The 24,813-nt window shown below is 59.4% G+C and carries 28 protein-coding genes; 12 read left to right on the top strand and 16 right to left on the bottom strand.

Translation table 11 applies throughout. The features are described 5' to 3' along the window. Positions 1 to 104 precede the first annotated feature (104 nt). Positions 105 to 1,103: an AraC family transcriptional regulator gene (locus tag ACM5SV_RS31050; RefSeq protein ID WP_260690411.1), complete on the bottom strand. Its 999-nt coding sequence runs from the start codon at positions 1,101 to 1,103 to the stop codon at positions 105 to 107. Between the two features lie 166 nt (positions 1,104 to 1,269). Between ACM5SV_RS31050 and ACM5SV_RS31045 the strand changes: the two genes are divergently transcribed. Next, positions 1,270 to 2,040 (top strand): alpha/beta fold hydrolase, encoded by a 771-nt coding sequence (locus tag ACM5SV_RS31045; RefSeq protein WP_222017568.1) that lies wholly within the window; start codon positions 1,270 to 1,272, stop codon positions 2,038 to 2,040. Positions 2,041 to 2,173: 133 nt separating this feature from the next. Here the strand turns inward: ACM5SV_RS31045 and ACM5SV_RS31040 are convergent, their stop codons facing one another. Together ACM5SV_RS31040 and ACM5SV_RS31035 are read right to left on the bottom strand one after the other, a co-directional pair. Then, positions 2,174 to 2,674 (bottom strand): GFA family protein, encoded by a 501-nt coding sequence (locus ACM5SV_RS31040; protein WP_222017566.1) that lies wholly within the window; start codon positions 2,672 to 2,674, stop codon positions 2,174 to 2,176. A gap of 228 nt (positions 2,675 to 2,902) precedes the next feature. Then, positions 2,903 to 3,388, bottom strand: a complete 486-nt coding sequence (locus ACM5SV_RS31035) for an SMI1/KNR4 family protein (protein WP_222017564.1) — start codon at positions 3,386 to 3,388, stop codon at positions 2,903 to 2,905. 200 nt (positions 3,389 to 3,588) lie between these two features. On the opposite strand from ACM5SV_RS31035, the gene ACM5SV_RS31030 reads away from it, so the two are divergent. Next, positions 3,589 to 4,635, top strand: a complete 1,047-nt coding sequence (locus ACM5SV_RS31030; RefSeq protein ID WP_222017562.1) for a P63C domain-containing protein — start codon at positions 3,589 to 3,591, stop codon at positions 4,633 to 4,635. 67 nt (positions 4,636 to 4,702) lie between these two features. Here ACM5SV_RS31030 and ACM5SV_RS31025 read toward each other — a convergent pair whose 3' ends face one another. Next, the gene (locus ACM5SV_RS31025; RefSeq protein ID WP_222017561.1) at positions 4,703 to 4,921 is read right to left on the bottom strand and encodes a hypothetical protein; all 219 of its coding nucleotides are present in this window, start codon (positions 4,919 to 4,921) and stop codon (positions 4,703 to 4,705) included. A 197-nt stretch (positions 4,922 to 5,118) separates the two neighbouring features. On the opposite strand from ACM5SV_RS31025, the gene ACM5SV_RS31020 reads away from it, so the two are divergent. Next, a complete protein-coding gene (locus tag ACM5SV_RS31020; protein ID WP_419425472.1) occupies positions 5,119 to 5,664 on the top strand; it encodes a hypothetical protein in 546 nt (181 codons plus the stop codon). 66 nt (positions 5,665 to 5,730) lie between these two features. Here ACM5SV_RS31020 and ACM5SV_RS31015 read toward each other — a convergent pair whose 3' ends face one another. The 4 genes from ACM5SV_RS31015 to ACM5SV_RS31000 form a co-directional block, all read right to left on the bottom strand. After that, positions 5,731 to 6,804 (bottom strand): ABC transporter ATP-binding protein, encoded by a 1,074-nt coding sequence (locus ACM5SV_RS31015; protein ID WP_222017557.1) that lies wholly within the window; start codon positions 6,802 to 6,804, stop codon positions 5,731 to 5,733. Between the two features lie 23 nt (positions 6,805 to 6,827). Next, entirely contained in the window at positions 6,828 to 7,676 is an 849-nt protein-coding gene (locus ACM5SV_RS31010) for a carbohydrate ABC transporter permease (RefSeq protein WP_003539503.1), read from the bottom strand. Further along, positions 7,669 to 8,607 (bottom strand): carbohydrate ABC transporter permease, encoded by a 939-nt coding sequence (locus ACM5SV_RS31005; RefSeq protein ID WP_018069623.1) that lies wholly within the window; start codon positions 8,605 to 8,607, stop codon positions 7,669 to 7,671. The genes ACM5SV_RS31010 and ACM5SV_RS31005 overlap by 8 nt, the downstream gene beginning before the upstream one ends. A gap of 83 nt (positions 8,608 to 8,690) precedes the next feature. Further along, positions 8,691 to 9,995: an ABC transporter substrate-binding protein gene (locus ACM5SV_RS31000; protein ID WP_222017555.1), complete on the bottom strand. Its 1,305-nt coding sequence runs from the start codon at positions 9,993 to 9,995 to the stop codon at positions 8,691 to 8,693. Between the two features lie 201 nt (positions 9,996 to 10,196). Here ACM5SV_RS31000 and ACM5SV_RS30995 point away from each other — a divergent pair, with 201 nt between their 5' ends. From ACM5SV_RS30995 to ACM5SV_RS30985, 3 genes are read left to right on the top strand one after another with little or no spacing between them, the layout of a single operon-like run. Next, positions 10,197 to 11,396, top strand: coding sequence for an ROK family transcriptional regulator (locus ACM5SV_RS30995; protein WP_003539497.1), 1,200 nt, complete (start codon positions 10,197 to 10,199; stop codon positions 11,394 to 11,396). 45 nt (positions 11,397 to 11,441) lie between these two features. Beyond that, positions 11,442 to 12,542 carry a Gfo/Idh/MocA family protein gene (locus tag ACM5SV_RS30990; protein WP_222017554.1) on the top strand — a complete coding sequence of 367 codons (1,101 nt, stop codon included), beginning with the start codon at positions 11,442 to 11,444 and terminating at the stop codon, positions 12,540 to 12,542. An 18-nt stretch (positions 12,543 to 12,560) separates the two neighbouring features. Further along, on the top strand, positions 12,561 to 13,202 hold the full coding sequence (locus ACM5SV_RS30985; protein WP_222017552.1) for a ThuA domain-containing protein: 642 nt from the start codon (positions 12,561 to 12,563) through the stop codon (positions 13,200 to 13,202). A 239-nt stretch (positions 13,203 to 13,441) separates the two neighbouring features. Here the strand turns inward: ACM5SV_RS30985 and ACM5SV_RS30980 are convergent, their stop codons facing one another. Both ACM5SV_RS30980 and ACM5SV_RS30975 read right to left on the bottom strand, forming a co-directional pair. Continuing rightward, positions 13,442 to 13,918 carry a DUF2938 domain-containing protein gene (locus ACM5SV_RS30980; RefSeq protein ID WP_222017550.1) on the bottom strand — a complete coding sequence of 159 codons (477 nt, stop codon included), beginning with the start codon at positions 13,916 to 13,918 and terminating at the stop codon, positions 13,442 to 13,444. 111 nt (positions 13,919 to 14,029) lie between these two features. Then, positions 14,030 to 14,554 (bottom strand): MarR family winged helix-turn-helix transcriptional regulator, encoded by a 525-nt coding sequence (locus tag ACM5SV_RS30975; protein ID WP_222017548.1) that lies wholly within the window; start codon positions 14,552 to 14,554, stop codon positions 14,030 to 14,032. A gap of 44 nt (positions 14,555 to 14,598) precedes the next feature. Between ACM5SV_RS30975 and ACM5SV_RS30970 the strand changes: the two genes are divergently transcribed. Beyond that, entirely contained in the window at positions 14,599 to 16,095 is a 1,497-nt protein-coding gene (locus ACM5SV_RS30970) for an FAD-dependent oxidoreductase (protein WP_222017546.1), read from the top strand. Between the two features lie 165 nt (positions 16,096 to 16,260). After that, complete coding sequence (locus ACM5SV_RS30965; protein WP_222017544.1) at positions 16,261 to 17,526, top strand: MFS transporter; 1,266 nt, start codon at positions 16,261 to 16,263, stop codon at positions 17,524 to 17,526. A gap of 18 nt (positions 17,527 to 17,544) precedes the next feature. Here ACM5SV_RS30965 and ACM5SV_RS30960 read toward each other — a convergent pair whose 3' ends face one another. From ACM5SV_RS30960 to ACM5SV_RS30950, 3 genes are all read right to left on the bottom strand, one after another. Beyond that, positions 17,545 to 17,796 carry a hypothetical protein gene (locus ACM5SV_RS30960; RefSeq protein ID WP_222017542.1) on the bottom strand — a complete coding sequence of 84 codons (252 nt, stop codon included), beginning with the start codon at positions 17,794 to 17,796 and terminating at the stop codon, positions 17,545 to 17,547. Then, positions 17,796 to 17,966, bottom strand: coding sequence for a hypothetical protein (locus ACM5SV_RS30955; protein ID WP_162039352.1), 171 nt, complete (start codon positions 17,964 to 17,966; stop codon positions 17,796 to 17,798). Before ACM5SV_RS30955 ends, ACM5SV_RS30960 begins: the two co-directional genes overlap by 1 nt. Positions 17,967 to 18,090: 124 nt before the next feature. After that, positions 18,091 to 18,348: a DUF982 domain-containing protein gene (locus ACM5SV_RS30950; RefSeq protein WP_011651896.1), complete on the bottom strand. Its 258-nt coding sequence runs from the start codon at positions 18,346 to 18,348 to the stop codon at positions 18,091 to 18,093. Positions 18,349 to 18,897: 549 nt separating this feature from the next. On the opposite strand from ACM5SV_RS30950, the gene ACM5SV_RS30945 reads away from it, so the two are divergent. Beyond that, on the top strand, positions 18,898 to 19,725 hold the full coding sequence (locus ACM5SV_RS30945) for a nickel-binding protein (protein WP_222005599.1): 828 nt from the start codon (positions 18,898 to 18,900) through the stop codon (positions 19,723 to 19,725). Between the two features lie 181 nt (positions 19,726 to 19,906). Here the strand turns inward: ACM5SV_RS30945 and ACM5SV_RS30940 are convergent, their stop codons facing one another. Further along, on the bottom strand, positions 19,907 to 20,197 hold the full coding sequence (locus ACM5SV_RS30940) for a DUF982 domain-containing protein (RefSeq protein ID WP_017988273.1): 291 nt from the start codon (positions 20,195 to 20,197) through the stop codon (positions 19,907 to 19,909). Positions 20,198 to 21,057: 860 nt separating this feature from the next. Here ACM5SV_RS30940 and ACM5SV_RS30935 point away from each other — a divergent pair. From ACM5SV_RS30935 to ACM5SV_RS30925, 3 genes are all read left to right on the top strand, one after another. After that, positions 21,058 to 21,267 (top strand): hypothetical protein, encoded by a 210-nt coding sequence (locus ACM5SV_RS30935; RefSeq protein WP_017994017.1) that lies wholly within the window; start codon positions 21,058 to 21,060, stop codon positions 21,265 to 21,267. Positions 21,268 to 21,270: 3 nt separating this feature from the next. Further along, positions 21,271 to 21,849 (top strand): Fic/DOC family protein, encoded by a 579-nt coding sequence (locus tag ACM5SV_RS30930; RefSeq protein WP_222017540.1) that lies wholly within the window; start codon positions 21,271 to 21,273, stop codon positions 21,847 to 21,849. Between the two features lie 140 nt (positions 21,850 to 21,989). Beyond that, positions 21,990 to 22,727, top strand: coding sequence for a hypothetical protein (locus ACM5SV_RS30925; protein ID WP_419425471.1), 738 nt, complete (start codon positions 21,990 to 21,992; stop codon positions 22,725 to 22,727). A gap of 16 nt (positions 22,728 to 22,743) precedes the next feature. On the opposite strand, the gene ACM5SV_RS30920 is transcribed toward ACM5SV_RS30925, so the two are convergent. Continuing rightward, positions 22,744 to 24,237, bottom strand: coding sequence for an FAD-dependent monooxygenase (locus ACM5SV_RS30920; protein ID WP_222017536.1), 1,494 nt, complete (start codon positions 24,235 to 24,237; stop codon positions 22,744 to 22,746). Between the two features lie 352 nt (positions 24,238 to 24,589). Continuing rightward, positions 24,590 to 24,760, bottom strand: a complete 171-nt coding sequence (locus tag ACM5SV_RS30915) for a hypothetical protein (RefSeq protein WP_222017534.1) — start codon at positions 24,758 to 24,760, stop codon at positions 24,590 to 24,592. Positions 24,761 to 24,813 lie beyond the last annotated feature (53 nt).

The following is a 24,813-nucleotide window of genomic DNA, read 5'->3' as shown; positions in this document are numbered from 1 at the left end:
CCTGCAACGGACATCGGCTCGGCTTGGAGAGACGACCGCTGCGGAGCCGGAAGCGGCGCGTCTGTTATCGGGGCGAGCTCATGCATTGCACCGGATCTACACCATCATCGATCCTGAATAGTTGTCGATTTGGCATTCATCGGCGCAAAACCAAATTGCGCCTTGAAGGCTCGGCTGAAGGCTGCTTCGGAATCATAGCCCACTTGCCTGGCGACCAACCCAACCTTGGCATCAGGCTGGCGCATCAAGCCCAAGGCGAGCGTCAGCCGCCAGCGGCTGTGGTAGGAAAGTGGCGCTTCTTTCACCAATGCTGTAAATCGCGCCGCGAAGCCGGACCGAGACAGGCCCGCCACCCGAGCCAGATCGAGCACGGTCCAGCGCCGATAAGGTTCGTCGTGGATGGCCTTGAGCGCGCGGCTGATGCGCGCATCCCCGAGCGCTCCAAGCCAGCCGACATTGCCGCCCCGCTCGATCCGCACCCAGCTCCGCAGGATACTGATCACCAGCACGTCGATCAGCCGTGAAATCATGATGGACGCGCCGGGGTACACCTCCTGGGCTTCCTTCATCATGAAGTAGCCAAGGCCCTCGGCCCATCCGGCGGTCTCGCCGCTGGCTTTTGGAATGTGAATGACCGACGGCAGTGCCGATACGAGCCAGGGCACAGAAGCGCTTTCGAACCGAAAAGCTCCAGCGATAAGCTTGGTCTGCTGGCCGCCTCCGCCGTGGGAGACATTGAGTTTTTCGGCGGTAACCTGCGCCGCCATCAGGGCTGCCAAGTCAGCCTCAGTTTCACACTCGCCATCGCTCAAGCCGTGTCCAAGGCCCCGCGGCAGCATGATCAGATCGCCAGTTGCCACCTGCAAGGCATGGCCGTGATCGTTCACAACCGTCAGGCCCCCTTCGAGCACGATGAAGAAATAAGCCGCTCCTGGATGAAAGCGTAGCGCCCATGGTTGGCTGAGCTCGACGGTAAAGACGATTTCGCCATGCAGGCTGACCATGGCCAAAATCTGGGAGAGCAGATCCACCCGAGAGGCGAGCATGATCGCATTTTTGGACGATGGAGCATGCATTGCGGGGCTCGGGTCATGGTGATCCATCTCGGTAAGCCCTAGTTTGGCTTTGTCTTCAAAGAGGAATTATCTGGCAGTTCAAGTGTTTGCGCGAAGGCAAGGCCATCCTGGTCTTCCTGCCGTCGTGTAGCCGACAGCATTGCAGATTATCCGAATTAAGCAATCGCGTTGATGCGCCCTACAGGAGCTCCAAATGAAATCTCTTCTTATGTCCGCCCTGATGCTGACGACCGCCATGCTTGGTGCTGCACCCGCAAGGGCCCAGCCGGCTCTCCCGGATCAAACAATTAAGAATATCGTTCTTGTCCACGGCGCCTTCGTCGACGAAAGCAGTTGGGACGGCGTCGCTGCAATCCTGACCGCCAAGGGCTACAAGGTGACTGCGGTAAAGAACCCATTGACCTCGCTTGCTGACGACGTCGCTGCCACCAATGCGGTGCTGGATGCGCAAAATGGCCCGGTTGTCCTGGTGGGGCATTCCTGGGGTGGCGTGGTGATCGGCGAGGCGGGCGACAACGCCAAGGTGGCGTCACTCGTCTATGTCTCGGCCTTTGCGCCCGAGAAAGGTGAAACCATCACAGCATTGGCAGCCAGCGGTCCGGCAACTCCCGGAGCGGCGGCCATTCGGCCCGACGCAAAGGGTTACTTGACCATCGATCCTGCAGTATTCCCCAGTGCAGTGGCGGGCGACCTGCCCAAGAAGATCGGTGAACATCTGGCAGCGCACCAGATGCCGATCAACCACACTGCCTTCGATGCACCTGCTGAGGTCGCGGCATGGCACGACAAGCCAAGCTGGTACGTCCTGAGCTCCAAGGACCTCGTCCTTGATCCCCACGCACAGGCTTTCTTTGCCGAACGGATGAAGGCCAAAATGACGACGGTCGAGGGTAGCCACGCCTCGCTGGCCTCGCACGCCGAGGAAGTGGCTGCGGTCATAGAAGCGGCCGCAGGAGCAAAGTAGCCCTCGTCAACCGATGCTATCGCCCGCCTAGCGGTGGTCGGTAGCATCGATGTGCAACGATCCCGGTCGCAGAGCAAAGCCCCCGCCACTGCCCACACGCCATGGCCTCGGACAGCGCAGCACCGGATAGGACTCAGCCATCACGCCCCCTCACCGCCCATGAGGCGGTGTCGTGATCGGGGTGCTGGTTGTTGCTCTCCTTGATCGCCGCCGCCCAGTCGGCGCCGTTGTCTTCAGTCGCACCGGTATCTTCTATGCCCGTGATCGTATCGAACCATGCCACCATGTTCTCGGTGCAGGTATTGGCAAGCGGCGAGAAGGCGTGCGGATCGTCAAGCGAACCGATCATCAGGTTGGTGCGACCGTTTTCAACGTGGTGGAAGAACAATGGCGTGCCGCAATTGGCGCAGAAGCCGCGCTCGACAAGCTCCGAGCTCTTCCAGACGCTCGGCTTGCCGCGTGTCCAGCTGAGCGCATCATCGGGCGCGGCGACGAGCGCGGCAAAGATGTTGCCCGAGGCTTTCTGACACATGCGGCAATGGCAGAGATGCGAATTGTCAAACATAGCGGTTGCGCGGTAACGCACGGCACCGCACTGGCAGCCGCCGCTCACCTCCATCTCGATGCGTTTCATTTTTTCTCCTCCTTCAAGAGGCGGGTTTGGGCTTAATCTCTTTAGGTTTTGGTCTTTTGATCGTCCAGCCTCCCAGAGCGGATCCAATTCTGGTGTTGGTGGCATGGTTTACCAGCCCAGAAGAATGGACCCGATCACGCCTTCTCGATCGTCTGCCCGTAACTTCCGCTTCAACCGCCGGTTAAGCGGTGGCCGAAGCTGGCAGAGACTGTTGGGGTGGATCCGCTTTCAGTCTTCCTCGATCCGAAGATCGGCGAGGAACTGCTCGAAGCTCGGAGAATAGCAGGTCACCAGACCATACTCCTCGGCCTCCTCTAGAGGTTCGGGTTCGCCTTCATAGGCGACCATCTCGTGATCGAGCATGAAGACTTGGCCGAACCGGTCCTCGCGCAGGCAGACCATGATTGAGTTGCCGCCAGCGTCATTACCGATCCGCAAAAGTTCCCTGGGAAGCGGGTAGGCACTCGGCGTGGTGAATTCCTTATCGATCTCCGTCAAGTCACTCATGTGCCTAAGGCGAAGGTCTCTATCCTTCGCGTCGAGATAGACAACTGGCGGTTCAAAAATCAGGCCGCCGCCGGAAAGCTTCAAGAACTGTCTCAGTTCCTGGGGTAGCGACAAGCCAAGCTTTTTCTCGAAAGCGGTCAGCTCTTCTTCCGTCGCAATTTTCCCGCCCTCGTTCTTGATGACTGCTACAAATTCTTCCAACGTCATTCATACAATCCTTTTCCGCATGCCTAGTTCATACATATGGGTCCAAGACGCGCGCCGAGAATATGACTGCGGAACGTCGTGCTGAGATAGCCCGGAAGGCCGCTAACGAACGATGGGGCGCAAGCAAGCATTAAGAGTGATGCTTGCTTGTAGCGCGGATATGTGATTATGCTTGCTAGCAACCAGATTCGGAGCAGGCAATGGTCACGAGCAAGCAAAGCAAGGGCGGCACAGCTAGAGCAGAAAAGACCAGCCCAGAAAAACGGAGTGAGATAGCTCGCGCTGCTGCGCAGAAAAGGTGGGCGGTTTCCACCGATCATGTTCATCACGCCCTTGGCGAAGGCACAGTTGACCTATCTGGCCTGAAATTCCGATGTGCGGTGTTAGACGGCGAAATTCGTGTGATCTCTGGAACTGAGTTCATGCGCGTAATGGGTATGTACCGGAGCGGTGGTCTTTCGACACGGCGTACACCGGATGATGGGTTGCATTTTCCACTGTACTTGGCGCAGAAAAATCTGCGCCCGTACATTATGGAAGACGACGTCCTCGTATCCCTTTTGCGCAATCCAGTACGATACCGCGGAGAGGGAAACTCTGCTATCGCGGAAGGTATCCCCGGAACTGTTTTAAGGCGACTTTTAAGCGTTTGGGTCCGTGCTCACGCCGCTGGAGTTCTTGGGCCGTCTCAAGTAAAAATTGCCGAAAAATCCCAAATATTTCTCAATGCATTAGCGGACACAGCTATTGATGCTTTGATTGACGAAGCAACTGGATATCAAAAGCGCCGTGCGCATGATGCTCTACAGAAGATCCTTTCAGCCTATGTTCGCCCGGAGTTTCGAAAATACTCTACAAAATTCCCTGTTTCTTTCTACGAGCAGATATATAGGGTTATGGACTGGCCTTTTGATGCCGCATCTAGCGCTAGAACCGCATATGTTGGGAAGCTTACAAACAAGCTTGTTTATGACACGTTGCCCCCCGGAGTTCCTGATGAACTGAGACAACGGAACCCAATAGACCCTGCTACCGGCCGCCGGAAAAAGAAACATTTTCAGCTTCTTACAGAGGATCTTGGGGAAACGCACCTTGATAGGCAAATTGCCTCGGTTACAACCTTATTAAGAGCTTCACCAAGGGGGCAGTGGAAGTTCTTCGAGATGATTTTCAAAAATGCATTCCCACCCGTTCAGGGCGAGCTTTTTCTCGAAGAGGAAATAGCACGACTGAAAAATGAAGACTGAAATTATGCTTGACGCTAAGCATAAATGCACGCGCAGAAGTCTGGTTCGCGCGCTCCCTCAAAAATAGTCAGTCCAATCCTAAGAGGCGACTCAACTGAAATGCCGCGTCGTCCGAATGAACCTGAGCAAGAACTTCAATGCAATTCGGGTCGGACTTTCTTGTTTTATACAGGAAGTATCCACCAGCTTCCTCAAAGGTCTGGCCTGCCATTCTTGCCTGATCGTCGGTTAACGGGGATAACTTTAGACTTAGATCATTGTCGATAGCAGCGCTGTAGTAATTCATGACCATTCACCGAGGGTCCAATGGAAAAAAAGACGCATCGCATAGCTCCGAATCCTGAAATTCCTGTACAGTACCTCGCTGATTACATGGCTGCTTCACATCAAGTCAGGTGAGGAATCGTCCAGAAATCAAAATACAAATCGCTTGCCCGAACCTTTCAGCACCAGATCGCTCGCAAAACGATATCAGATCACCTATTGGACGGGAATTCCCTTCCTGGCGATCTATCGGGCAAGGCCGAAGATGTCCGGAATATGCTGGCGGATGATGACTTCTATAAGCAACTGTACGGCTACAATGCGGACTTCATCGAGGCATTTTCAGCCGTTGGCGCGATGTTCGAGTTTGGAGGCTTTGAGCTGATGGCTCCACAAAACATCGGCAATCCAGAGTACAACGGCACAAAGGTCAGGTTCACGCCTAGCCTGCTCACCTACCGCCTGACAAAGGTCAACACCCAGAAGATTGGCGCGATTATGTACCGATACGCCAAGGGCGCTCCTGTTTCGCAGGATGTAGCACAATGGCAATCGGCTTTCATGTTCGGCTACTTCTCGGAAAGCCCTTTTATCGAAGAAGCAAAATCTGAGCAAAAGTTGTGCAAAATTCTCTGCGCAGTTTCAGGCGCGGCCATCGTTGCCCCGACCAATTCCATATACCGCTTCAACGAAATGAAGGCCGCATGTTCTGATATCGCGGAGAAGTGGGCGAACGTCCTGCCACCGCCTGGCGCGGTAATCTAAAATTCAAACTGAGACATTATCCGGCGGCTCGGGGCAGCCATTCTCGCGAACCAGAGTAAACCGCGCCTAGAGCGCCACGCCGGTGCCGCGATCGAAGACGTGAACCTGATCGCTGGTGATGCTTGCCTCGAAGACGGCGCCGTAACGGGCGGGGTATTCGCCGTCGACGATGGCGGTTACCTGCTGTCCGGCGAGGTCAAAGACGACATGGGTCTGGGCGCCTGTCGGTTCCACCAGCATCGTCCGGCCGGCGAGCGGCGTGCCGCCTGATATGCCGGGAACGAGATGTTCGGGGCGCAGGCCGATGGTGACGGCCTGACCGGCCTTGACCTTGCGGTCGGGCGCGATGCGGATCGCCGTACCGTCGCTGAGACGAGCCGCAGGCCCACCATTTTCTCCGTCGACCGTGCCTTCGAGCATGTTCATTGCCGGCGATCCGATGAAGGCGGCGACGAAGAGATTGGCGGGTTTCCTGTAGAGTTCGAGCGGCGTCCCCTGCTGCTCCACCCTGCCCTGATTGAGCACGACGATACGGTCGGCAAGCGTCATCGCCTCGATCTGGTCATGGGTGACATAGATCGAGGTCGTCCTGACCTTCTGGTGCAGCGTCTTGATTTCCGAGCGCATCTGCACGCGCAGCTTGGCATCGAGGTTGGACAGCGGTTCGTCGAACAGGAAGACGGCCGGATTGCGCACGACGGCGCGGCCCATGGCGACGCGCTGGCGCTGGCCGCCAGAAAGCTGGGCCGGCTTGCGGTCGAGGAGTTCGGCGAGATCCAGCATGCGGGCGGCCTCCGCCACCCGGGCCTCGATCTGGGGTTTGACAACGCCGGCGAGCTTCAGATTGAAGCCCATGTTTTCGGCAACCGTCATGTGCGGATAAAGCGCATAGGATTGAAAGACCATGGCGATGTTGCGTTCGCGCGGGGTCATGCTGTTGACGACCTTGCCGCCGATGGCGATTTCGCCGTCGGTGATCTCCTCGAGGCCGGCGATCATCCGCAGCAGCGTCGACTTTCCGCAACCGGACGGGCCGACGAGCGCGACGAATTCCCCATCCTCAATATGAAGCGAAATGCCGTGGATGACGTCTACGGCGCCATAGGTCTTACTGATATCGGTGAGTTCAACGGATGCCATGATTGCACCTCCAATGGTTCGGCTCAGGACTTCACGGCGCCGGCGGTCAGACCGGCGATGATGTGTCTCTGGGCGACGAAAAAGACGATGATGGTGGGAAGGATGGTCAGCGTGATGAAGGCCAGCACCAGCTGCCATTCCGTGCCGTACTCGCCGCGATAGACCATGATGCCGAGCGGCCAGGGATATTTCGATTCCGAATTCAGCATGATCAGCGGCAGGATGTAGCTGTTCCAGCTGCCGACGAAGGAAATGATACTGACGGTGGCGACGATCGGCCGGGAAAGCGGCAGCGAGATATGCCAGAAGAAGCGGAGATAGCCGCAGCCATCGACGAAAGCCGCCTGAAACAATTCTTCCGGAAGGTTGCGGAAATAGTTTCGAAACAGCAGGATGCTCATGCCGAGACCGAAAGCCACCTGCGGCAGTACCACACCCCAATAGGTATCGAGCAGGCCGAGATCGCGGATGCGGATGAAGAGCGGCAGGATCGCAGTTGCCGCCGGAAACATCAGGCCGAGCAGGAAATAATTGAGCAGGAACGACGATCCGAAAAACCGGACATGGGCAAAGGCGAAAGCCGCCATGGACGAGACGATCAGCGTCAGGAGGACGGTGAGCGACGCGATCACCAGCGAATTGCCGATCTGCAGCCAGTAGCGTTCACCGAAAAGAATATCGGTATAGTTCGCCCATTGCCACTCCGTCGGCAGGCCGAAGGGATTGGTGCGCAGGTCGCCCAGCGTCTTGAAGCCGCCGAGCGCCGTCGTCAGCAGCGGCACGAGCACGATCGCGGCAATCAGGCTCAGCGACACGTAGAGATAGACGCGCGTGGACGTGCTCATGCGGATGGAAGAGCTCATATCAGTCATGGCGCATGAATATCCTTTTGTAACCGAAGGCGAGCGTCACGCAGATGATGAAGAGCACGACGCCGACGGCGCTGCCGAGGCCGACCTGCATGCGCATGACGCCATAGGTATAGAGGAAGGTGACCATCGTCTGGGTGGAGTTGGACGGCCCGCCGCCGGTCAGCGGCATGATCATGTCGAACAGCTGCAGCGAGCCGACGACGGCAAAGAAGATGGAAAGACGCAAGGTCGAGCCGAGCAGCGGCAGCGTCACGTAACGGAACTTTTGCCAGCCGGTGGCGCCGTCGATTTCGGCTGCCTCCAGCACGCTCTTGTCGACGGATTGCAGGCCGGCGATGAACAGCATCATGTGGAAGCCGAAATATTTCCAGACGATCACCCCGAGCACGGCATAGATCGCCACGTCTTTGTCGGCGAGCACGTAAGGGTTTGCGAAGCCGAAGAAGTTGGAAACGGCGGCAAACAGGCCATAATCGCCATCATAGACGAAGCGCCAGATAAGGCCCGCGGCGACGTCTGCCAGCACATAGGGCAGGAAGAAGATCAGGCGGTAACCGACGACACCCGGAATGCGGTGCGCCAGCATGGTGGCCAGCCAGATGGCGAGCGGCACCTGGATGCAGATCGAGATGACGATGATCAGGCCGTTATTGATCAGCGCCTGCGTGAAGGCCGCATTTCGAAACAGAACCTGGAAATTGCGCAGCGCGATGAACTCGGTCGGCGTGCCGTAGCCGTTCCACTTGTAGAGGCTGTACCAGGCCGCCTCGCCCATCGGCATGATGACGAAGAGCGTGAAAAGCAGCAGCGCCGGCGGCAGGAAGATCAACAGCACCGCCAGCCGGTCATGGGCGACCGAGCTCTTGCTGTTTGCGGCTCTTTTTGCCGGCCTGGCGGCCGTGGTTATCGATGGGACTGAAATATTGGCCATGGGTCCTGCTTTCGGCATGTCGGCAGCAATACTGGCGCTCCCGCTCCTGCTCTGGAGCGCCAGGAAGGGTCTGCAGGCGCTGGTTATTGTTCCAGCTCGAAAGCGTCCTGGATCATCTGGGCGCCGTCCTTGGAATTCATCTGACCGGAGACGATTTCCACCGACACGTCGTTGACGACACGGCCGACGGCCGCACCGAGATCCTGGTCGAAATAATTCTGATGCCAGGTCGAACCGGCCAGCTGTTTTGCCGATTCGGCAAGCAGCGGGTTGGTGACGCCATCACCGGCGCCGACGGCGACAGGTAGAAGCATGCCGGCCTTGGCCATCGCGCGCTCATTGTCCGCATTCGTCAGGAAGGCGAGGAAATCGAGCGCTTCCTTGGATGCCTTCTTGGTGACAGCCCAGCCGTTCAGACCGCCAAGCGTATCGGTCGGCTTGCCGGCGCCGCCATCGACGGCCGGGAAGGCGAAGCGGCCGATATTTTCGGGCGCGAGACCCTTGCCGTCGCCGGCATTCTTGCGCTGGTTGGCCTCGGTATTTTCAAAGCCGAGGATGATCGCCGCCTTGCCGTCGCCGAAAACGCCGAGCGCCTGCGGCCAGGTGGAGCCGAGATAGCCGGGCTGGAACGGTTCGAGCTTTCCGAGTTCAGCGAGATCGTCGCCGGCCTTGATGATCGAAGGATCGAGGAAACCTTCGCCCTGGCCAGTCTTTGCCGCTTCGAAGACCTTCTGTCCGCCTTCGCGCATGACGAGATAGCTCCAGTAGAAGTGGATCGGCCATTTCTCACCGCCGCCGCCGGCGATCGGCACGATGCCTGCCTCTTTGATCTTCTTCACGGTACCCAGAAAATCAGTCCAGTTCTTGATGTCCTCGGCCTTCACGCCGGCCTTGGCAAACAGCGCCTTGTTGTAGAAAAAGCTGACCAGACCAACCTTATAGGGAATAGCCCAGGTCTTGCCTTCGAATGTCAGGCCGCTGACCGAAGCCGGGCTATAGGCGCCGCGCAGTTTGCCGCCATCGGCATCCAGCGCTGGCGTCACATCCTGGAGCGCGCCGGTCTCGGACTGCTGCTTCAAGACGCCGCCGCCCCAGCTGAAAAAGAAATCCGGCACGTCGTCGGATTGCAGCAATGTCGGAAGCTTGGCCTTGAAGGCCTCGTTTTCGAGAAACTGCATCTGGATATCGACGTCGGGATGCTGGGCTTCGTATTTCTTGACGATGTCTTCCCAGGCCGCGACATATTTCGGGTCGAGCTCGAGATGCAGCCACTTGACCACCGTCGTCGCCGAGGCAGCACCTGCCCCAGCCAGTAACATGCCGGCGGCCGCGGCCATGGATGCGATACGCCTGCCGCTAGGAGCGGCGCTCTTGAACCTAAAAGTCATGATTTTCCTCCCAGGGGGCTATCCTCACAATTTTTCCCCTATGCGGATTAATTCAACGGAGCTTTGGCATATTGTCAACCCAATGCCTCTATTTTTATCAAATGCGCTTGACAGGATCACTGAATTCCCTGCTATTTATTTCGTAACCCGTTAAAAATATTTGGGTTCCGCCCCAACGAAACGCTCGCCTGGCTAATTCCCATGAAGACCGCAGATCCCGAATTAATGCGCGCGATCAATCGCTTGAACGTGCTCGATACCATCAGGCGCCATGGTCCGATCTCGCGGATAGAGATCAGCGAGCGTACCGAACTCTCCACCACGACCGTTTCGGCGATCACCGCCTCGCTGCTCGACGACGGGCTGATCCTGCCGCGTCACGAAGGCGATATCCGCAATGAGGCGGTGCGCGGACGGCCGCGGGTGATGCTGGAGCTCAATCCCGATGCGGCCCGCGTGGTCGGCGCCAAGATCGCCGCCAACAGGATGGTTTTCGTCGTCACCAATTTCCGCGGCGACGTGCTGTCGAAGCTTGCCTTGCCGATCCGCATCGACCGGCAGCCGATCGGCGTCATCGCCGATCTCGTCGAGGATGGTGTCAGGCGCTGCGTCGTCGATGCCGGGCTTTCACTGGAGGATGTCGACAGCGTCTGCCTCGGCTTTCCCGGCGTCATCGAGCACCGTACCGGCTATATCAGAAGCAGTCCGATCTTTCGCGACACCAATGTCGATTTCGCCGCCGAGATGTCGACGCGGCTGGCAACGCCGACCATTGTCGAAAGCGACGCCCACGCCATTACGCTTGGCCATCACTGGTTCGGAAAGGCGCGTGATCTCGAAGATATGGTATTGATTTCGCTGGAACAGACGCTAGGGCTCGGCGTCCTGCACGGCAACAGCCTGTTTCGTGGTGCCGGCGGCCTCAGCCACAATCTCGGCGATCTCGTGCTCGGCATGGGACCGAATGGCGTCGTCCGGCTCTTCAGCCAGGCCGGCGAAAGCGCGATCCTCGGAGAACAACAGGCTGATGGGCGTTTTGCCGAGGCCATCCGCCTCGGGCGCGGCATGAACCATGCCCAGGCGCTGATCAAGGCCGATGACGACCGGCTGATCAGTGCCGCCATCCGCGCCGGCGAAGCGGTGGGTTTGACCATTGCCAATATCGTCACGCTGTTTGCGCCGCCGCGGGTCATTCTTGTGGGGTCGAGCCTGGCGCTCGGAGAACCCTTTCTCAACAGCCTGCGCGATGCTTATGCGCTCGCCATTCCGCCGTCGCTGCGCGGGGTGAGCGAACTCGTCTTCGACGATTCGACCGATGATTTCTGGGCGCAGGGTGCCGCTGCGGTGGCGCTCTACGAACTCTACGAATCGCCCTGGAGCACGACAGGGCCGGCGCTCTGACGGGCGGCACAATCAAGATCAATGGCACGATCAATGGAGGAATTCATGGACAAGGTCGGTATCGGCATCATCGGATGCGGCAATATTTCGGGCGCCTATCTCACGGCGATGGCATCCTTTCCCATTCTCGACATTCGCGGCGTCGCCGATCTCAACCGGGAGCTGGCGGAAGCAAAGGCTGCGGAATTCAATGTTCCGGTCAAGACCGTCGAGGAGCTTTTCGCCGATCCCAAGGTCGAGATCATCGTCAACCTGACGATCCCGAAGGCCCATGTTGCCGTGGCGCTGCAGGCGCTCGATGCCGGCAAGCACACCTATTCGGAAAAACCGCTCGGGATTAATTTCGCGGAAGGGAAAAAATTGGCGGAAGCCGCCAAAGCGAGGAATCTGCGCATCGGCGCTGCCCCCGACACCTTCCTCGGCGGCGGCCACCAGACGGCGCGTGCCTTGATCGACCAAGGCGTCATCGGCCAGCCGGTCGGCGGCTCGGCGACCTTCATGTGCCCCGGCCATGAGCGCTGGCATCCGAATCCGGCCTTCTATTATGAAGTCGGCGGCGGGCCGATGCTCGATATGGGTCCCTATTACATCACCGATCTCGTCAATCTTCTCGGACCGGTTTCACAAGTTGCGGGTTTTGCGACGACACCGCGGGCGGAACGGCTGATCACCAGCGAACCGCGCAATGGCGAACGCATTCCCGTGCATGTGCCGACCCATGTCACCGGCATGATGGCCTTTGCCAATGGCGCCGTCGTGCAGATCGCTATGAGCTTCGATGTCGCCGGCCACAAACATGTGCCGCTGGAAGTCTACGGGACCGAGGGCACGCTGATCGTTCCCGATCCGAACAAGTTCGGCGGCCCTGTGGAATATCTGAAGAAGGGCGGTCCGTTCGAGGACCAGCCGGTCACATCGCCTTATGCCGACGGCAATTATCGCTCGCTCGGCGTTGCCGACATGGCGCATGCGATCCGCTCCAACCGGCCGCACCGCGCCAATGGCGATCTGGCGCTGCATGTGCTCGAAGTCATGGAAGCATTCCACACCGCCGCCTCGACCGGCCGCACGGTCGCGATCACCACGGCAACGGAGCGCCCTGCGCCGCTGTCCGATTCCATCGTCGACGGACGACTGGCGAAATAAGTTTCAGGAGGAAAGACTATGCGTGAAGCACTGATCGTCTGGGGCGGCTGGAGCGGGCATGAGCCGCAGGAGTGCGCCGAAATCATCAAGACCATGCTCGAGGAAGACGGCTTCAAGGTCTATCTCGAACACGGCACCGAGGCGCTTGCCGACCCCTCCGTCCATGATCTCAGCCTCGTCGTGCCGATCATGACGATGTCGAAGATCGAGAAGGAGGAGGTGAAGAACCTCGCCACGGCGATCGAGAGCGGCGTCGGTATCGCCGGCTATCACGGCGGCGCGGGCGATGCCTTCCGCGACTCCGTCGACTACCAGTTCATCATCGGCGGCCAGTGGGTGGCTCACCCCGGCAACATCATAGACTATAGCGTCAACATCACCCGCCCCGACGATCCGCTCATGGAGGGGATTACCGATTTCCCCTATACCTCAGAGCAATATTACATGCATGTCGACCCCTCGAACGAGGTTCTGGCGACGACCAAGTTCACCGGCGAACACGCCTACTGGATCGACGGCGTCGTCATGCCCGTCGTCTGGAAGCGGAAATACGGCAAGGGCCGCGTCTTCTATTCCTCGCTCGGCCATCAGGCCAAGGAATTCGACGTTCCCCAGATGAAGACCATCTTCCGCCGCGGCGCCAACTGGGCTGCGCGGTAAGGTGAGGCTCGATTGAGGCTGCCGCTATGAGGGGCACATGGAGCCCTCTGGCAAGGGTTGCCCCTCATCCGCCTGCCGGCACCTTCTCCCCGCTTGCGGGGCGAAGGGGGATTGCCGCTCACCTCTCCGTTCCTCGACAACCTCTCGCAGGGCACGTCCCCTCGCCCCGTTTACGCGGAGAGGGTTAGGGTGAGGGGCAGGCGGCGATCCTCATTGGGCGAGGCGAGCAGACCCCGAGCTCACCCAATGATCAATGCCGTGCCATAAAGCCCCAGCGCAAAAACCGTATGGGCGAGAAGGTTGAAGCACCGAACCTTGTTTGGGGTCGGATGTTTGGAAGCGGCCCAGCCGATGCCGAGGCCCGGCTGCAGCAGGAACCACCCTGCCCCGACGGTGACGATGCCGAAGATCCAGGCGGGAAGAAATATCGGGGCCGCCAACCAGCCTGAGCCCATGATGATGGCGAAGATCACCCCATAGAGAATGCCGACGGCGTAATGGCTGATCCAGCCGAGCGCCAGCTCATTGGCATAGGGCTCGGCGTCGGCAATGCTCTCGTGAAAGACCTTGCCGCGGCGGAGGTGCCAGAACCAGCGTCCGACCGGTGCCCAATTGGGGGCCGCCTGGCCGAACTGGGTGAGCAGGATCGCCCAGAGGTCCATGAGGATGGTTGCGCCGGCGCCGATCACCAGGCCGCGCCACAGAATATCGAACATTGGGAATCACCGGAAAACGTTGCGATTGCAGGTCGCTACAAGATCATCGCAGACGCGCCGGCGCAATGGCTCCGGTGAATTCACCCGACATATCAAGGAGGAATTTAGAGGCTAATCCGCTTGCCGTCCGCCCTCGCCCGCAGCTTCTCCCGCGCCATTGCCGATATCGCCGCTGATATCCTCGGCAAACTTCCGCATGAGCCGCACCAGTTCATTGAAATCGTGTTCCTCCCAGCTCTCGAAGATGGCGCGGCCCATCCGCTCGCGGGCGATGTCGATGCGATCGGTCATTGCCTTGCCCTTCGGGCTGATGACCGCCTCGCGCACGCGGCGGTCGGTAGCATTGCCGCGGCGCTCCACCAGATCGAGACTTTCGAGCTTGGCGACCTGACGGCTGACGGTGGTGTAATCGCGCCCGGCGCGGTCGGCGAGTTCGACCACCCCGATGGGACCGAGCCGTTCGATCGTGACCAGCAGCGGAAACAGGGCGCGATCGAGCGAAATGCCTGCCTCGCGGACCATCTGCTCGTCGCGCTGCGGGCGGTTCATGACGCTGACGATCTCGATCAAAGCCCCATGCAGCTCGCGCAGCTTTCCGCTTATATGTGTATTTTGCACATTCTTTGTTGACGCCATGCCGATTCTCCTATTATGTGCATAATACACACATGGAGAAATCAATGACAGAGAATTCCACAGTCGACGTGCTGATATCAGGCGCCGGGGCTGCCGGCCTGACGCTGGCGATCGAGCTGGCGCGGCGGGGTGTATCCTTCCGCCTGATCGAAAAATTGAACGACCCGTTCCGCGGTTCCCGCGGCAAGGGCATTCAGCCGCGGAGCCAGGAAGTGTTCGAGGATCTCGGCATTCTCGACCGGATCGTCGCCCAAGGCGGCACCTATCCCAGGCAGCGGGAATATCGTGACGATGGCAGCGTCAGCGAATCCGACGCTGTGGTGGGTGGCGAGCCGACGCCGGCCGAGCCCTATCATCTTCCGCTGATGGTGCCGCAGTTCCTGACCGAAGGCGTGATGCGCGAACGCCTGCTCGAGCTTGGGCATCGCCCCGAATTCGGATGCGAACTCATCGGCTTCGAACAGGATGAGGCGGGCGTGACTGCTCGACTTAAGGGCACATCCGGTGAAGAGACCATCCGCGTGCGTTGGCTCGTCGGCGCCGATGGCGGCCGCAGCTTTGTGCGCCATGCGCTGGATATCGGCTTTCCCGGCAAGACGCTCGGCGTGCGCGCCATGGTCGCCGATGTCATTCTGACAGGGTTGGACCGAGAGATATGGCATCGCTTCGGCGATGGCGACATGCAGCGGCAGATCGCCATTTGCCCGCTGGCGGGGACGGACCTGTTCCAGATCCAGGGACCCATCCCGCTCGAAGGCGAGGTCGACCTCTCCGCGGCAGGCTTGACCGCCCTGGTGAAGGAACGCACCGCACGCGACGACATCGAGGTCCGATCGGTCTCCTGGGCGTCAGCCTTCCATATGAACGCCCGGCTTGCCGATCGCTACCGGCTCGGCCGCGTCTTCCTGGTCGGCGATGCCGCCCATACGCATCCGCCGACCGGCGGACAGGGTCTGAATACCAGCGTTCAGGACGCCTATAATCTCGGATGGAAACTGGCTGCGGTCGCTGCGGGCGCCCCCGACGCTCTGCTCGACAGCTATGAGGAAGAGCGCCGCCCGGTCGCCGCCGCCGTTCTCGGTCTGGCGACCAATCTTCTCGACGCCATGAAGCGAGGCGATATGCGGCGCGGCCGCGATGTGCATCAACTCGATATCGGCTATCCCTCCTCCTCCTTCGCCCTGGAAAAGCCGGAGCGGAACGCCGGCCTGCTTGCGGGCGACCGTGCGCCCGATGCGCCGCTCAAAGGTGTCGCCGGCCAGCCAACGCGCCTGTTCGAACTGTTCAGGGGGCCGCACTGGACGCTGCTCGGCTACGAGGTCGAGCAAGCCGCCGTGCCGCCGCGCCCGGGCCTGCATATCCACAGGATCGGCGAGCGCGGAGATGTCATCGATGAAGGCGGGCATTTCCATGATGCCTACGGTCTGACATCGGGCGACTGGGTGCTCGTGCGTCCGGATGGCTATGTCGGCGCTATCATTGCGTCCGCTCACGCCTGGGCTCTGGAAGCCTATCTCGCAAATGTCGGCCTTGCTGCGTAAGCGGCAACTCAAAGCGTCACGGCCTCGGCGCGTCTGAAGACAGGCGCGCTGCTGGGAACCCGGCTGCGGGAATACCCGCCGCGATCGCGTAACGCCGGAGAAGCGAGTTTCTCAGGGCGGCCGGCCGCGTGCACCGTCCTAGCCTCAGTCAGAGAGAGAAATGTGATGAGCGACGAACTGCGTCCGATCGATGCTGCCGCAAGCGCCGTGTCGCAGAAACTTGACTGGCGGCGGATGCTGCCGGTTTTCATCATCGTCAGCCTCGATGCCGCCAGCAGCGGCGCCATTCTGCCGATCCTGCCTTTCCACCTCCGGAATCTCGGCGCGTCGCCGCTCGTTCTCGGGCTCGTGCTCGGTGCGGAAGCGCTGAGCCAGTTCGTTGCCGCTCCATGGCTGGGGCAACTTTCCGACCGTTACGGACGCAAGAGGGTTCTGCTCGCCAGCCAGGCCGGAGCGCTGATCAGCCTTTTGCTGCTGGCGCTTGCCGATAGCGTCGTCTTCGTGCTGCTGGCGCGGATCCTGCTCGGCCTGACCGCAGCCAACTTCTCGGCCGCGGCCGCCTATGCCGCCGATAACAGCAGCTCCGCCACCCGGCGGCAGGCCATCGGTATTCTGAGCGCAGGCCTCGGCCTTGGCGGAATGATCGGGCCGGGCCTCTCCGGATACCTTGCCGACATTTCCCTGACGGCGCCGATCTGGGTCGCGCTTGCCCTGTCGGCGACCAGCATGGTGGTGACCGGGCTTTGGCTGAAAGGTGGCGATGCGCACGGCCGGTTCGGCGACGACAGCAAAGCGGACGAGACGGTCGGCGAGAAGGTTTCCTTCCGAACCCTGCTCGCCTCGCCGGTCATCCGCGTCCTCGTCGCCGTTCTTCTCTGCCACTATTTCTCATACGGGATGTTCAGTTCGCAGCTCGCCGTTTTTCTGGCGGATACATTCACGTGGAATGAGCATGCGTTCGGTCCGAAGGAGTTGGGTTACCTCCTGACCGCCGACGGTGCGATCAACGTCCTGGTCCAGCTTTTCCTGCTGAGATGGCTCGGCGGCACCTTCTCTGAGCGAGGCCTGATCGTCCTGGTCTTCACCATTCTCTCGATTGGTTATGTCACGGCTGGCCTCGCCACCGACATCGCCACCCTCGCCTTCGCCGTCCTTTGCATCAGCACGGGCGTGGCATTGGCGCGGCCGACATTCGTCGCGGCGCTCTCCGTGCACGTGCCGCAGCAACGCCAGGGCATCGTCATGGGAGCAACGCAGTCGCTCGTCGCCGTCACCGACATCGTCACACCGGTGCTTGCCGGCCTCATTCTCGGGCAGAGCTTGTATGGCGCATGGATCGGCGCCGTGGTGGCGATCGCACTGGTCGGAGCCGTCATCGCCCGCAGCCGGATGCCCGCGATCGATCCGGAGACGAGCGCTGCCGGCGGCTGAGGCCGGGCCTGGATGGTCTCAAAGAGCATCCCGCTCGTATCGCGGCATCCAACCGCGGGCCATCCCGCGGCTCATCACGCTTTCCGCCAGCGCCAGTTGCTGGCGGAGATGTTTGCAGTCATCGAGCAGCGAGCGTATCGCCGCCCTGGCATTGTCGTCATGCCAGGCAAGCACAGCTTCGACTTCCCAGGCCTGATCGGGCCAGGCTTGATCGAGCCCGGCTTGTTCGGGGCGTGCCCGATGGGGTTCCAAGGCTTTTGCCGGCTGCATCAGTTCAGCGCCAACGGCAATTGAACCGGGCGTGGCAATGGCGGCAGCGGCCGGCTGAGTTCGACCTTTCTCTGCCAGGCAGCGCGCCGCTGTTGATCCCGCTCGCGGGCCGCGCGGGACGCTTCGACAAGCGCGAGGGCGTTGGCGATCACCTGTTCCGTATGCGTCATGATCATCTCCAATGTTCCTGTTTTGTTCTAAATTAGAACTTCAGCCGGAAAAGTCAAGCGTCGGGACATGGCTTCGAGGATAGGTGTTGCCAGCCGGAGGCTGGCGCCGAGGCTAGGCAAATACTCAGTCCGCCGCTTCTATGACGGCAATGCCGGCCTCCTGCGCAGCCCTGATGAAGGCTGCCCGAACGTGTTCCGGTGGGAGGTCGCCGATAATCGCATCCAGGCACGACTTGACGGCTTCGAAATACTCTTCACCGTCGTCTACCGGCCAGTCGCGCAGGAGCGTGCGCGCGGCGTCCCACACAGAGTTAATAACGGCATAATGGCCGAGCCCCATTGAGGCCAAGCCAACCGGTCGAAAATGTGCCGTCTGTCTCACTTTGCTACAGCTTTTCCCAATTTCGGTGGAGCTATGGAATACGATGCAATTTGCGTGCCGTTGGCAGGTCGCCTACCGGGACGAAAGCTTGGCTTTTGATCCTAGAACAGGATGATTTAGGCCCGGGTCGGCCTGAAATCTGAATCCTGTTCCACACTATAGAGTTAGAGCATGATGTCTTCCGAAAACCGCTCACACTTTTCGGCATTATGCTCAGGTCAATCATGGCCGTAACAGACGTGTTTCTCCATCCCTCCCGGGTCCGGCAGCCGCCGCGTTTGAGAACATGGAACGCCTGAAGACCCCGACAGCTCCCCCGACCAGTCATTAAGCGACTGATTATGGTAAATATCGGGCTTTCCATCCCACTCCCGCTGATTAAAACTCAGTCTTTCCTTCTATACTCTATAAGGATTACAGCAACTCATATGCATTGCTGGAAGCAAGAACCTCTCTAATCATTCATTGATTGTGCCAGAGGTGGACGGAGTTTCGTCCCGGTCGTACAATGCCATCTCCTGCACGCGGCGGATCTGGGAGGAGCGCGCGATGCCTATTTTCATGGACCGGCACTTTCTTGAGGGAACGTCAGCGGCTGACGTCGCTCAGGCACATCGCATGGATCTCGATATCCAGGACAAGTACGGCGTCAAGTTCCTGACCTATTGGTTCGATCAGCGGCGCGGGACCGCCTTTTGCCTGGTGGATGCGCCGGATGCGGAAACTGCGCAATGTGTGCATCGCGAGGCCCATGGCTTCGTCGCCGGCGAGATCGTCGAGGTCGCCCTGTCCGCGGTTGAGGCTTTTCTAGGCCGAATCCATGACCCTGAGCCGGCCCCCGGCCAATCCTCCGCTCAGGTGGATCCTGGCCACCGGGCAATCCTTTTTACCGACATCGTCGGATCGACAGCGATGACATCGCGCCTCGGCGACCGCATTGCGACCGAAATGGTCAGGGCCCATGACGCTGTCGTGCGCCGATGCCTCAGCCAGAATTCAGGCCGAGAAGTGAAACACACCGGCGATGGCATCATGGCGGCATTCGCCGCGACAACGGCAGCCGTCGAATGCGCCATGGCGATCCAGCAGGAATTCGAGCGTTACAACGGCGGAAACACCGAGCCTATCCATATCCGCATCGGAGTGGATTGCGGCGAACCGGTCGAGGACAGCAACGACCTCTTCGGCTCGACCGTGCAGCTTGCCGCGCGACTATGTGCGGCAGCCTCCAGCGACCAGATCCTGGTCTCAGAGAATATTTTTCGGGAATATGGCGCGGCCGATCTCTTCACTCACGCAACACGCCGACGGTTCAAGGGGTTCTCGAAGCCCATGCTGGTCTTCCGATGCGACTGGGCCAATGCAGACGTAAACTAAGATCTGCTGGATCCGACACCCGAATAGCCGGCTGCCTCTTGCAGGGCTTGCCGCGGCGCCTTGTGGCCAAGAAATAGGCGATCATCCGATCAGCAGATATCGAAACCAGAACGCGCCGCAACTGATGTGACGGCGCGCCCTCCCTGCCATGCAGACGGCCCGCAACAGGCCTATAATCTTACTAAGCATTACCAATTTGGTGGTTCATCGGTCCGTCGAATTTGGGGCCACCCTCGACCTTCGCAAGGACGCCAGCCATCTTCAGGAACCGCCGGAAATTCTCGCGCGCAGCGCTCAGCGGGAAACGCCCATTGGCCGCATCTCTGCACGCCTTCAACAGCGTGTCATACGCCAAACCCCGTTTGTCCTCCGGCCACCCGTCCAGAACATCGAAGATTTCATCGAGGCACGTGACCTCATCGATGATATGTTGACGATGAAGCAGAATCGGATCGAACCGAGTTGACGACATAGTATCCTCCCATTTATATTACTTTTTTATGGTGTAATTTTACTCAAAAATCGCAATCTATTCAAGTCGAAATCGCGTCCACTTGACTATTAACGTCGCGAAACTACTTCCATAACGACAGAATAGCCCGACCAGGCTAGACTTACGTGAATTTAATCATCAACTGAGGCGCGACACATCACGATTATAGATTGATTGATCAATCGTGCGAATGTTTCGGCTCAGGTGAGCGTGATCTAGCGGGCCACAAGTTTTCGTATAGGCTCGCGTTGGCATGGTAGATTGCGACCATGACAGGCTTGTGAGGAGACGTTCAGATGAACCGATTTTTTCCATTGGTAGTGGGAGTGCTGATCAGTGTGTCCGCGTTCACGTCTTCCTGCACATCGCCTGCAAGGCAGGATCACCAGGACTTTCAATATCAGCGGAATACATCGGTAAACCCGGCATGTGCGGATGGGTTCAGACCCAGCAATGCTCGCTCGTGCAGCTATTGAAAGGCATAGAGCCGGAAATTGGTCCTGCGCCGAAGGTGGCACGCTACAGCAATTGGACCGGTTGGGAACTCCAAGCCCTGCCTCACCGTTAAGTGATCGGGTCACAATGGCCCGACACTCAACAGGAGAACAGTTTCCCATGAACAATTTGATCTGGCTTGTCGGCGCTGTCGTTATCGTGCTCGCGATTTTGAGTTTCTTCGGCTTCCGCTGATTGCAGACACGTGCTGATGGAAATGTCGTGGCTCAACCGCGTCTTCCCTTTCCGGCGATCGGACGATGGATCGCTGAACAGCGACTTAACAGTACCTTTCCGGTCATAAGACCGTAGGCAAAGGGTTGGGTTGGATGGTACGATGCGACATGGCAAAAGAAACGAAATTAGGTCGATCTGCTGAATCCGGCCGGTTTGTCACACGTCCGATCGGTGAAAAGAAGGCGGAGAAATTCGCCGCGGTCGAAGGTTTGAAGATGAGTGCCGGTTCCAAGGCGCTGTCGCAGAAACTAACGTCCGGCGACCTGAAGGGGGACGCCTACCGCCGAGAGATACTTAAAGCCTTCAAGAAAGTCTGAGGGGTGGTCCGTTACAATGCCGTCGAGGATCCGCTCTGTTATCCAGGCACTCACGTCCTACGCAACAAGGCAGATATCGAAGATCAAGAGCAGCTTGATCAATTCGAACAGCTGATGTTCGATTCCCGCGCAACGGAAGCTCTGCCAGAGGGCAATTGGGATTTCGCGCACTATCGGGCGCTGCACCATCATTTTTTCCAGGATGTATACGAGTGGGCCGGGAATATCCGAACCATCCGCACCGGCAAGGGTGACAACTGGTTCGGTTATCCTGAATATATCGAGCCGGAGGCCAAGCGGCTGTTTGCTCAATTGGCAAGCCGCGAATATCTCACCCAAACCGGAAAAAAGGACGCCTTCGCTGAAGACTCCGCATGGTTTCTGGCGGAAATCAACGCGATCCATCCATTCCGCGAAGGTAATGGACGGATCCAGCTGGTCTTTCTGACGATGCTGGCGCGCAATGCAGGATATGAGATCGATGAAGACCAACTGCGCCCTGGGCCGTTTCTACAAGCGATGATCAAAAGCTTCCACCGCGAGTTGGCGCCTCTCGTCAACGAAATCCGGCGAATGATTTAGGCCGCAATAGGCAGTCTCCCCCACCGCCGCTTCTTCGCAGAATGACGTGTGATCACCGCAAAAAGTGGATGATCACCCCCTCGGCCTTCCTTTACAATCAGCTGTTTCGGCCCCCCAAGGCAGATGGCAAAGGAAAATTGATGGCTCGTCTTATGGGTCCGGATGAAGCGACTCAATCGGAAAAGCGGACTGCCAAAGCGGACCAGCCGGATGGCTTGTCGCGGAATGTTACGGCCATCAAGGTCGGCGACTGTCTGCTGGGTTACAAGGCCGTCCAGCGCCGTACGCGGGCCAGCCGTTGGAACCATTTCCGCGGCCGGATGCGCGAGATCGAAAAATTGATCAGGCATCGCCACGGAGACATCGTGCCGGAGGCCGATGACGCATTGATTTACGTCGAGGTGATCGCCGGCCTCGCCTTGGTCGAATTCAAGGAAGAGTTTGTCGAGGTGGTCCTCGGCTGGGCGGCGCGATGGCTTCCCTGGGCTGGCAAAGCCGAGATAGAGGACGTCATCTACGAGCGGACAAAGTTGCGCTTTTCCGACTTGTCCGCCGACGCCCTCGGCCATGCTTTGCACTTAAGCTACGCAGAACGGAGCGCCCTCGATATCCGCACCATCGGTGCCTTCGATGTGCCGAAACGGAAGAGAGCCAAACTTCAAAAGGAAAAGCGGCGGCAGCGGGACCGAAGCCGAAAAGAGGAGCAGCGCCGCGCCGCCGGCGCGCTTTCCAGAGCCGATTATCTCGCCAATTCTTTCAGCCAAGCACGCCCCTGGGAGGCTTTCGGCATCAGCCGCCGGACCTGGGAACGCCGCGGCAAACCGATGCCGGATCCCGCGACGATATCGGACTGCGATCAGATCTCGCTCGCCGCTTAGTCGGCGCTTTTGGCCTTTAGCCGGGTGGTCCGAACCAGCTATTCAGAGCCTCTTGCAGACCATCCTGCGTCCCGTCGCCCACCCAGGCCACATATCCATCGGGCCGGATCAACACTGCCGTCGGCGCGGAGACCAAGCCCAGCGCCGGCAGCTCCCATGCGCCGTGATATCCGGCGTCGACCAACTTGATGCGGTCCGGCCACGGCGCGATGTCGAAGCTGCCGGGCGCGTTAAGGTTCAAGAACACGGGCCGCGCATCCTGGAGCAGCGTAAAGAGACGCAGAGGACCATCTGAGGTAACCAAGTCGAGGTCAGGCATGCGGCGACCAAGCAGCGGATGCCCCTCGCCGAAATCGTAATGGATCGCAAGTCCGGACATCTCGGCGGCGATCCGTTTGCGCGGCTCCTCCATGCCAAGCAGCTCCGTTACCACGTCACGCAGGGCTTCGGTGCGATCGTCGGTCCGCTGCAATGCCACCTGCGCCATCGTCATGCGCAACACGCGGGCAGCAACCGGATGCCGCTCGGCGTGATAGGTGTCGAGCAATGCTTCAGGCGACGCGCCTTTCAGCACCTGGGCCAACTTCCAACCGAGATTGACGGCATCCTGCACACCGGTATTCAGGCCTTGCCCGCCGACCGGAGAATGCACATGGGCGGCATCGCCGGCGAGAAATACCCGGCCCTTGCGGTAGGCCGTCGCCTGCCTGGACATGTCGGTGAACCGGGAAATCCAGTTGACGCGATGGAGCCCGTAATCCGTTCCGAAGGCGGCGATCAGCGCTTCCCTGAGATCACTGAGCGTCGGTTCGGTCGTGGCGCCGGCATTCTTCTCCGGCACCATCAGGCCGATCGGACCTTCCTTGGCAAAGACGATCTTGCCGTCGTGGATTTCATACTCCTCCCTGCCGAAGGCATAGATGCCAAGGGCGGTGCGATGGATGCCGAATGGCGGCTCCTCTTCCATCTCCACTTCGGCGAGAATGTTGCCGGTCGTCGGATCCCATCCTGGAAACTCAATGCCGGCAGCCTTGCGAACCAGACTGCGGCCGCCATCGCAGCCGACGAGATAGCGGGTCCTGACCGAGGCCCCATCGGAGAGTGCGATGGTGACGCCGCTGTCATCCTGGGCGAAACCCGTTACCTCGAGGCTGCGATAGAACGGCACCGCCAGCTCGCCGACCCAGCCGGCCAGAATGCGCTCGATATGCTTCTGCCGCAGCGCCAGCCCGTAATTGTGCCGGGTGGGAAAATCGCTGATATCCAGACGGGTGACCGCAAACCCCGTGACCTGGGCTATCTGCCCTTCCGCGAGGAACCGGTCGACGATGCAGCGCTGATCGAGAACCTCGAGCGTGCGCGCACTCAGACCGCCGGCACGCGTACCGGCAAGCCCCTGGTCAGGTCGGCGCTCGACAATGGCGACATCGACGCCCGCCAAGGCCAGTTCACCTGCCAGCATCAGGCCCGTCGGCCCTGCCCCTGATATCACGACCGCATGTTCCCTCATCCGCAAACTCCCTTATTTCAATTGTTCCGACGCAATATCTCTGGGTTCCAGAGACCTGGCCCCACTGCTTCTTCCCCATCCAATCGGCCCATCCAATCGGCCCTGCGCAGATACCGATTTTCTCTGTCGCAGGTTGTTCTCCCTATAAATATAAGCTCCATACTGGTTGGAAGGACTTGCGGCAGGATTTCAGGCTTGCTCTCCAAAGCCCTATTTGCCGCCACTTGCGGGTCTCTTGCTGTGGAGCCCAAGCTTTTCAATACGACCTGACCGGGTGGGCGCCGGATGTGTCAGGCGCCGTCCGGGTTCGTTCCTCTCGAAGGGATCAATCAATTCCTCGGAAAGACGTATCTCACTGCGGAGCTGGAGCTTTTTGCGGAATCGTCTCGGCCGCTGGTCGCTCGGACGGATCGGCGGGATGACCATAGATTGTGTAGGCGGCGCCTGCCAGCACCCCGAGAACGAGAAGAGCGAACACGTACAACATCATTCCGCGGATGGCCGTCTTCGGTGTCTTGTCCATGAGGGATCTCCAGCATTGCTCAGCGGTCAAATTCCATGCAAGCGCTCTTGGTT

This window comes from Rhizobium sp. CRRU65 (assembly GCF_048551595.1).
Lineage (GTDB): Bacteria > Pseudomonadota > Alphaproteobacteria > Rhizobiales > Rhizobiaceae > Rhizobium > Rhizobium leguminosarum_J.
This window is presented reverse-complemented; position numbering and strand designations above follow the sequence as displayed.

Bases quoted from the DNA above. Each gene is read 5' to 3' on its own strand.
- ACM5SV_RS31050 (WP_260690411.1), bottom strand. From the start codon at position 1,103: ATGGATCACCATGACCCGAGCCCCGCAATGCATGCTCCATCGTCCAAA.
- ACM5SV_RS31045 (WP_222017568.1), top strand. From the start codon at position 1,270: ATGAAATCTCTTCTTATGTCCGCCCTGATGCTGACGACCGCCATGCTT.
- ACM5SV_RS31040 (WP_222017566.1), bottom strand. From the start codon at position 2,674: ATGAAACGCATCGAGATGGAGGTGAGCGGCGGCTGCCAGTGCGGTGCC.
- ACM5SV_RS31035 (WP_222017564.1), bottom strand. From the start codon at position 3,388: ATGACGTTGGAAGAATTTGTAGCAGTCATCAAGAACGAGGGCGGGAAA.
- ACM5SV_RS31030 (WP_222017562.1), top strand. From the start codon at position 3,589: ATGGTCACGAGCAAGCAAAGCAAGGGCGGCACAGCTAGAGCAGAAAAG.
- ACM5SV_RS31025 (WP_222017561.1), bottom strand. From the start codon at position 4,921: ATGAATTACTACAGCGCTGCTATCGACAATGATCTAAGTCTAAAGTTA.
- ACM5SV_RS31015 (WP_222017557.1), bottom strand. From the start codon at position 6,804: ATGGCATCCGTTGAACTCACCGATATCAGTAAGACCTATGGCGCCGTA.
- ACM5SV_RS31010 (WP_003539503.1), bottom strand. From the start codon at position 7,676: ATGACTGATATGAGCTCTTCCATCCGCATGAGCACGTCCACGCGCGTC.
- ACM5SV_RS31005 (WP_018069623.1), bottom strand. From the start codon at position 8,607: ATGGCCAATATTTCAGTCCCATCGATAACCACGGCCGCCAGGCCGGCA.
- ACM5SV_RS31000 (WP_222017555.1), bottom strand. From the start codon at position 9,995: ATGACTTTTAGGTTCAAGAGCGCCGCTCCTAGCGGCAGGCGTATCGCA.
- ACM5SV_RS30995 (WP_003539497.1), top strand. From the start codon at position 10,197: ATGAAGACCGCAGATCCCGAATTAATGCGCGCGATCAATCGCTTGAAC.
- ACM5SV_RS30990 (WP_222017554.1), top strand. From the start codon at position 11,442: ATGGACAAGGTCGGTATCGGCATCATCGGATGCGGCAATATTTCGGGC.
- ACM5SV_RS30985 (WP_222017552.1), top strand. From the start codon at position 12,561: ATGCGTGAAGCACTGATCGTCTGGGGCGGCTGGAGCGGGCATGAGCCG.
- ACM5SV_RS30980 (WP_222017550.1), bottom strand. From the start codon at position 13,918: ATGTTCGATATTCTGTGGCGCGGCCTGGTGATCGGCGCCGGCGCAACC.
- ACM5SV_RS30975 (WP_222017548.1), bottom strand. From the start codon at position 14,554: ATGGCGTCAACAAAGAATGTGCAAAATACACATATAAGCGGAAAGCTG.
- ACM5SV_RS30970 (WP_222017546.1), top strand. From the start codon at position 14,599: ATGACAGAGAATTCCACAGTCGACGTGCTGATATCAGGCGCCGGGGCT.
- ACM5SV_RS30965 (WP_222017544.1), top strand. From the start codon at position 16,261: ATGAGCGACGAACTGCGTCCGATCGATGCTGCCGCAAGCGCCGTGTCG.
- ACM5SV_RS30960 (WP_222017542.1), bottom strand. From the start codon at position 17,796: ATGCAGCCGGCAAAAGCCTTGGAACCCCATCGGGCACGCCCCGAACAA.
- ACM5SV_RS30955 (WP_162039352.1), bottom strand. From the start codon at position 17,966: ATGACGCATACGGAACAGGTGATCGCCAACGCCCTCGCGCTTGTCGAA.
- ACM5SV_RS30945 (WP_222005599.1), top strand. From the start codon at position 18,898: ATGCCTATTTTCATGGACCGGCACTTTCTTGAGGGAACGTCAGCGGCT.
- ACM5SV_RS30940 (WP_017988273.1), bottom strand. From the start codon at position 20,197: ATGTCGTCAACTCGGTTCGATCCGATTCTGCTTCATCGTCAACATATC.
- ACM5SV_RS30935 (WP_017994017.1), top strand. From the start codon at position 21,058: ATGGCAAAAGAAACGAAATTAGGTCGATCTGCTGAATCCGGCCGGTTT.
- ACM5SV_RS30925 (WP_419425471.1), top strand. From the start codon at position 21,990: ATGGCTCGTCTTATGGGTCCGGATGAAGCGACTCAATCGGAAAAGCGG.
- ACM5SV_RS30920 (WP_222017536.1), bottom strand. From the start codon at position 24,237: ATGAGGGAACATGCGGTCGTGATATCAGGGGCAGGGCCGACGGGCCTG.
- ACM5SV_RS30915 (WP_222017534.1), bottom strand. From the start codon at position 24,760: ATGGACAAGACACCGAAGACGGCCATCCGCGGAATGATGTTGTACGTG.